This window comes from Frankia sp. KB5 (assembly GCF_002099325.1).
GTDB lineage: Bacteria > Actinomycetota > Actinomycetes > Frankiales > Frankiaceae > Frankia > Frankia casuarinae.
This window is the reverse complement of sequence record NZ_MRUJ01000315.1, coordinates 1-6,467: the sequence shown is the minus strand read 5'-3', so window position 1 is coordinate 6,467 and position 6,467 is coordinate 1. Positions and strand designations below refer to the sequence as shown.

Annotated in this window: 6 protein-coding genes and 2 pseudogenes; all 8 read right to left on the bottom strand. The window is 66.3% G+C overall.

The annotated features are described in order from the left end of the window. Positions 1–142: pseudogene (locus KBI5_RS23320) on the bottom strand (IS6 family transposase); the annotation flags it as partial. 604 nt (positions 143–746) lie between these two features. Further along, the gene (locus KBI5_RS26665; RefSeq protein WP_157902582.1) at positions 747–884 is read right to left on the bottom strand and encodes a hypothetical protein; all 138 of its coding nucleotides are present in this window, start codon (positions 882–884) and stop codon (positions 747–749) included. 265 nt (positions 885–1,149) lie between these two features. Further along, entirely contained in the window at positions 1,150–1,722 is a 573-nt protein-coding gene (locus KBI5_RS23315) for a group II intron maturase-specific domain-containing protein (RefSeq protein ID WP_085016479.1), read from the bottom strand. A gap of 333 nt (positions 1,723–2,055) precedes the next feature. Then, positions 2,056–2,901 (bottom strand): annotated as a pseudogene (locus KBI5_RS23310) (IS256 family transposase); the annotation flags it as partial. A 137-nt stretch (positions 2,902–3,038) separates the two neighbouring features. Next, a complete protein-coding gene (locus tag KBI5_RS23305) occupies positions 3,039–4,448 on the bottom strand; it encodes a site-specific integrase (RefSeq protein ID WP_347272535.1) in 1,410 nt (469 codons plus the stop codon). A gap of 184 nt (positions 4,449–4,632) precedes the next feature. After that, a complete protein-coding gene (locus KBI5_RS23300; RefSeq protein WP_085016476.1) occupies positions 4,633–4,854 on the bottom strand; it encodes a DNA-binding protein in 222 nt (73 codons plus the stop codon). 329 nt (positions 4,855–5,183) lie between these two features. Continuing rightward, positions 5,184–6,041 (bottom strand): DNA methyltransferase, encoded by an 858-nt coding sequence (locus KBI5_RS23295; protein WP_085016477.1) that lies wholly within the window; start codon positions 6,039–6,041, stop codon positions 5,184–5,186. Beyond that, on the bottom strand, positions 6,028–6,467 hold a 440-nt coding region (locus KBI5_RS23290), incomplete at its 5' end, for a hypothetical protein (protein WP_085016475.1). The genes KBI5_RS23295 and KBI5_RS23290, both read right to left, overlap by 14 nt.

Sequence of the window (6,467 nt, the reverse complement as noted above, 5' to 3'; positions counted from 1 at the left end):
TCGGCAAGCAGCTCCTCGACATCCCGGTAGGACAAGGCGTAGCGCAGGTACCACTGCACCGCCAAGACGATCATCTCAGGAGGAAGCGGAACCCGGCGAACTCCGACATCGGAACCGGTGGACGGACACGACGTCGACGCATCCTCTGATCATGACTGATCGGTAGCCGAGATGGCGGACTTCGCCAACGCAACAGTGCCCGCCACGCTCACCATCAGTTACCAGCGCGGTGTCACCTAGCCGGACCGATGATCACTCCACCGATCTACCGAACGTCACCAACCAAGATCACCTCAAGGTGGACCGGTCGTTCCCGACCCAGCCCTTCTCAACCCCCGGCCAGACCCACGACCTGCGCAAACAGACTTTGCGGGTCACCCTGTATTACCGGGTGAGCCATCCTAGCCATGCTCCGGCGATAACGGATGGCACGGCGACGAAAAGGACGACTACGGCGATAAAATACCAGGGGATTTTTCCGTCGGGCTCCTGGTAGAACCGGCTAAACATCGCGGGTCTCCTTTTTCCCTGGATGGGGTGGGTTTTTGGGTCCGGGACGCGTGGATGGCATGCGACCGTGCCCGCCTCCGGCATGATCACCGCGTGTGGTGTCATGCCCGGTGGTGAGTCGGTGGTCGATTTCGATSGCGAGCGCGGTTATCAGGTTTTTCGTATTGCTTGCGGAAAATGTCTCCCTCAATCCGGTAGTAGACGCTGGCGGCGTGGCGCCGTTCCGCCCCCCCCGCCTACTCGCCCCCCTGCGCCGCCACGAGGGTGAGTAGACGTGGCGCCGCGTTGAGGACGTCCTCGGGACCTCGGACACCATGATCGGCAAGCTTTCCAAGATCTTCTATGAGTCGCCGTTGGCGGTCATCGCCCGTCATGATCCGTCTTCCCGTCTTCCCGTGCGTACACCGTTGCGCCTGCACACAGGCTGCCAGTGATCGCGTGCTCACGTATCCGGGTTTTTTCCGGGTTGAGCCCGGGGTGTCCGTGCACTGATGATCGTTCCGGGTCTGGTCCGGGTCCGGTCCCCCGGAATTCCGGATCCGGGCCTGGTTGGGTAGGGAGCTGGYGCGGTGACGGGTGACCGTTCCGTCTCCAGCTCCCTCCCGTCGATTCCGTGCATGCGGTTCTCCCGCACACGGCTCACCGACGTCTTTCACCGCCGGCATTCGGTGATCTCCAGGGACGGTTTGGCCTGGGAGCGAGGACGGTCCCGTCGAGGTTGAGCAGGCCGAAGTGGTCGGGTGAGGCGTAGGCCACGATCCGCCAGCCCCACGCCCGGCTGCGTTTGTGACGGTTCGCCACGAAGATCGCAAGCCAGTGTAGGGCGTAGGTCTGCGTCTTGTCGAACATCCAGGCCGAGTTTCCGTAGCGGAAGTACCCGGCCCAGCCGCGCAGGAAGGCGTTCACCTGCCGCACGACAGTGTCGACCGGCACCAGCAGCCGCGACCGGGCGGTCAACTCCCGGATCCGGTCACGGGCGTGCTGGGCCGCCTTGCGGGACGGCCAGCGGGCGAGGAAGACGACACGCTTGGCCCCGGTCCGACCACGGGCGCGTACCAGCCGATGGTGGAAGCCGAGGAAATCAAACCCCTCGCCACCTTCGGTCAGGTGCACGATCCGGGTCTTCGCCGCCTTCGGTTGTAGGCCAAGGTCAGCCAGCAAGGCTGTGATCCGCGCGAGCGCGGCCTCGGCCTGCTGCCGGGTTTCACACATCACCACGAGGTCGTCGATTTATGCCGACGTTTGGATTATGCCGACCTCCGGACAGGAGCGCTGGTCGGAAGAGGTCATCTGGCCAGCGAGGGCGGCATAAGAGGGAGAATCGGAGGAAGATCGAGATCTCCGTCGAACCACAGTCGGTAACCGCTAATGCCCATGGATGCTTGCCTGGCCAGGGCTTTGAGCTTGACGGCAGCCTGGACGCATCCCTTATCGCGGCGACAAGGGAAGATCGAACCAGCCGAATTATGCCGACCTCCTTGCGGTACGCGAGGCTGGTAGCGGCGGCTTCGGGTCGCACCTCGGCATAACTCGAACGTCGGCATAATGCACGATGCAGGTCTGCACGACCGTCCGCGGCCAGACCTGCCCGACCGCGTCGGGCAGGCCGGTCAGCCCGTCGCGGACGAGGATGAGCACGTCGGCCACGCCGCGGTTCTTCAGGTCCGTCAGGACCATCTGCCAGTGCTTGGCACCCTCACCCCCGGTCCCGGCCCACAGGCCCAGCACGTCGCGCTCGCCGTCGGCGGTGACCCCGATCGCGGCGTAGACCGGCCGGTTCGCGACCTGCCCATCGCGGATCTTCACGACGATCGCGTCGATGAACACGACCGCGTAGACCGCGTCCAGCGGGCGGGCGCGCCAGGCCTCCATGCCCTCGATCACCTTGTCGGTGATGTCGGAGATCGTCTGCCGGGAGACCTCGGTGCCGTAGGTCTCGGCGAGATGGGCCTGGACCTCACCCGTCGTCAGTCCCTTCGCGACCAGGGAGACCACGAGGTCCTCGACCCCGTCGAGGCGCCGCTGCCGCTTCGCGACGATCGCCGGGGCGAAGCTGCCGTCCCGGTCACGCGGCACGTCGATCGCGACCGGCCCGATCTCGGTGATCACCGTCTTCGTCCGGGTGCCGTTACGGGAGTTCCCCCCGGTGCGCCCGGCCGGATCGTGCGCCTCGTAGCCGAGATGCGCCGTCATCTCGGCCTCGAGAGCGGTCTCGAGGACCATCTTCGTCAGCTTCCCGAGCATCCCGCCCGGCCCGGTCAGCGACACACCCTGAGCCCTCGCCTGCGCGACCAGGCGCCGCGCGAGCTCCTCGTCGAGCACCGGGGCGGCCTGGGCGCCGGCGGCTGCCGGTTCGCCCGCGATCGTCTCCGCTGCCGGATCTGTCGTCATGCTGGTCATCTGGTGCCTCCTCTACCTGCGCGTATGCACAGAGTGTCACAGGGGAGTTACACCGTTGTTCTTACACGCCCCGACCGGCTGGGACATACGGCACGTCCCGCATGGATTCGTTCTTATTGGTGGCGTGACTATTCCTCGATGGCGGGTGGGGTGTGTTGGCGGGGAATGAGGCGGGCGACGTTCTCCGCAACTTCCCGGGCAAGTTCGGGGAGGATGTGGGCGTAGGTGTTAGCGGTGATCGCGATGCTGGCGTGTCCGAGGAGTTCCTGGACGGTTTTGATGTCGGCGCCGGCCGCGAGGGCGAGGGTGGCAGCGCCGTGACGGAGGTCGTGGAGGCGGATGGGGGGCAGGCCGGCGGCGGTGACGAGTTCTTTGAAGTGGGCGGTGACCTCGTCGGGGATGAGGGGGGCGCCGTTGGGTTCGGTGAAGACGAGGCCGTTGTCGATCCATTTCTTGCCGTGGGAGAGACGGTGAGCGTTCTGCCGGGCGCGACGTTGACGGAGGATGGTGACGGTGGCGGTGTCGAGGGAGATCTGGCGGTCACCGGCGTCGGACTTCGGGGCGCCCATTTCGGTGTCGGCGCCGTGCTGGGTGATCTGCCAGCGAATGGTGAGGTTGRCCTCGTCAAGATCGAGGTCGGTCCAGTGCACGCCGCAGGCTTCTCCGCGCCGTGGGCCGCGGTGCGCGATGAGGTGGTACAGCTCGTAGTACCGATCCTTCTGCGCCTCAGTATGGTCGAGGAAGGCGCCGGTCTGGGCGGGCGTCCAGACCATGACGGGTGAGGGGATTTCGCCGGTGGCGCGCCAGCGGGCGACGCGTTCTTTCGTCCACAGCAGCGCCTTGGGTCGTTTCCCGGAGGGTAGTTCCACCCAGGCCGCGGGATTGAACGTGATCAGGCCGACGCGGATGGCGTGGTTGAGCGCGGCACGCAGCGTGGCGCGGATACGCTGCTTGTAGGCGTCGCTGGTGACTTTGCGGCCTTTGAACGCCTGGCGGAGTTCGGGGTTCTTGCCGGCACGGATCCTGCGGATGGTCTCGTTACGGGCGTCGATCTTGTCGAACATGTCGTCGAGGTGGCCGATGGTCAGCTGGTCGAGGCGGATATCGCCGATGAAGGGCACGAGGTGCAGTCGGATCGATATTTCGTAGCCTTCCCGGGTGGAGCGTCGGATTGTGCGACGTCCCGCCAGCCAGGTGTTGAGYCAGTCGGCGACGGTGATCTGAGGGTTGAGATCGGCGCGGCGCCGGTATCGTTCCTTGACGACCGTGGGGTCCGGCAACGGATCCCCGGCCTTGATCGCGTCGAGGATGAGGGTCCGGATCTGGCCGATCCCATGGTTGTCAGTTCCAGGAATAGCCAGTAGATCCTGGATGCACTTGATCTCGGCGCTGGCCTCGTCGTGGGTTTTCAGGYCAGCTCGGCGGGCTTCCTGGCGACAGCCATCAGCGACGGAGGGCAGGTCGATGCGATATGCCCAGGTGCYGTGGTCGGAACGCCATGCCCCGTTCTTTCTACGCAGCTTCGGGCACCTGTTCACCAGCTGACGACCAGTCTGTGGGTCTCGGCAGCTACACCGTTTGTAAATCGATCCGTTCGGGTTAGCCATCGGGCTCGTCACGGGCACTCCAACAGCAGAAAAAGAATGTTATGGTCCCGGCCGGTCGGATAATCGAATACCCCCCGGGGGCGCATTCGATTCAGCCCCGCTATTTCGGTTCCTGTCAAGCGGATTCCCGGTTCTCTTTGTTGATTCGGAGAAGTTGTTTGAGAGGTGCGGTGGGGACCTGGTAGCGGCCCTTGATGCGTAGAACGGGGACGGGGAACTCGTTGCGGGCGGCGAGTTCGTAGCTTTTCGTCCGKCCGATTCCGAGTATTTCGCCGGCGGTGACAATGCTGACCGTTGCGCCGAGCTGGTGAATGTCGTCTTCAGTCCACGTTTTCACTCGACTCCTTGCGAGGACTCGTGGGGTTCTCCTCTGGGGCTGCGGGCGCCTCGGGCGATGCTTCGCGGAAGGCTTCGCCAGAGGAGCGGGAGGAGGTCGAGAGCGTCCCGAGCCCCGACGAGCGAAACCGTGTCGCCGCGTCGCCCTTCCTGCGCCCTCGTTCGCGCCGGCGGGGTGGTGCCGGGGCGCCCGGGCATGGGGTGGGATCTGACGGTGATCTGACTGTTGTTGCGTGTGCAACTTGTGTCAGATCACCGTCAGATCACTGTCAGGTCGCGTTTGCGCAGGCTAACAGGGCTGTCAGGTCTGCTGGCCGGGCACTGGCGGGGCTACGGGGAGAGCGTGAGCAGGAGGATGTCCTCGTGGGCGGTGACGTGCAGGGGGGTGCCGGCGGCGTGGGCGGTGCGGGCGTTGTGGAGGGCGAAGAAGGTCGTGCGCGGGACCAGGCGGTTGCCGCGCAGGCCGGCGAGGAGGGCGGCGGCGCKGCCGGCGCGGACGAGCCCGACCGCCTGGGCGCTGTGCAGGATCGCGCCGGGCAGGTCGATGAGTTCGCCGTCCTGGCGGTACGGGCGCACAGCGATCGCGACGATTCCGCCGGGTCGCAGAAGGGCTGCGGCGCCGGTGAGAATGTCGGTGAATCCGCCGAGGAGGTCGCTGAGGTCAGCGGCAGCGAGATTCCCGGGCCGGCCGGCACTGTAGGTGTAGTCGCGTTTACGGACCCCGTTTTCACGGTCGGCGTCGACGGTGCCGTGCGTCGCTTTCCCGTAGGGCGGTGAGGTGAGGACCAGCGCCACGTTTCCGCGCACGGCCTCGGGGGCGAGTGCGGGAAGGCGGCGGGAGTCGCCGGTGATGATCTGAATGACCCCGGTGGCTCCCTGGGTGTGGGCGAGGGTGGCGTTGGTGCGGCCGATAGTGGCCCAGCGGGGTTCGTATTCGATCCCGAGCCCGTGTCGGCCGAGGTGGGCTGCTTCGACGAGGGTGGTGCCGATGCCGCACATGGGGTCGACGACGAGGTCACCGGGCTCGGTGAATGTCGCGATGATGTGGCGGGCGAGGGCAGGCAGCATCCGGGCGGGGTGCGCGAGGGATTCCGGGGTGTAACGGTGCAGGCGCTGGAAGCGGGGGTGGGTCTGCGACACCGGCCAGACGGTGAGCGGAACGGGTGTGTGCCGGTCAGCCACGCGCACCACCACCGGGATGGGTGAACACGGCGAGGTCGGTGTGGATGGGTTCCAACAGTCCGCCGCCGCGGGGGTTCTCGGCGAGAGAGCTGAGTTCTCCGTCGCGGATGGGGCTGGTGAGGATGATGATGTGCTGGAGGTAGCGCAGGCCGGCGGCACGGGCGGCGGTGATGGTGTCCGCGAGCGGGTCGTTAGCCCCGCCGCTGGGGGTGTGCACGGTGAGGAGGTATCCCCCGGGGCGGAGTATTCCCGCGAGCGTGCTCAGGTCGGCGAGAATGCTTTCCGGGGTGGCGGCGGGCGGACGGTCGATGATGAGGCTGGCGTCGTGTTCCCGGCAGCTCTTGATAATCGACGTGGCGGCGGGCCGCTGGGTGCGGTGGAGCGCGAGGTATCGGCGCTGGAGGTAGTCGGCGGCGCCGGTGAGGATTCCGC

Excerpts from the sequence above, each read along its gene's own strand:
- KBI5_RS26665 (WP_157902582.1), bottom strand. The coding sequence starts at position 884 with ATGACGGGCGATGACCGCCAACGGCGACTCATAGAAGATCTTGGAAAG.
- KBI5_RS23315 (WP_085016479.1), bottom strand. The coding sequence starts at position 1,722 with ATGTGTGAAACCCGGCAGCAGGCCGAGGCCGCGCTCGCGCGGATCACA.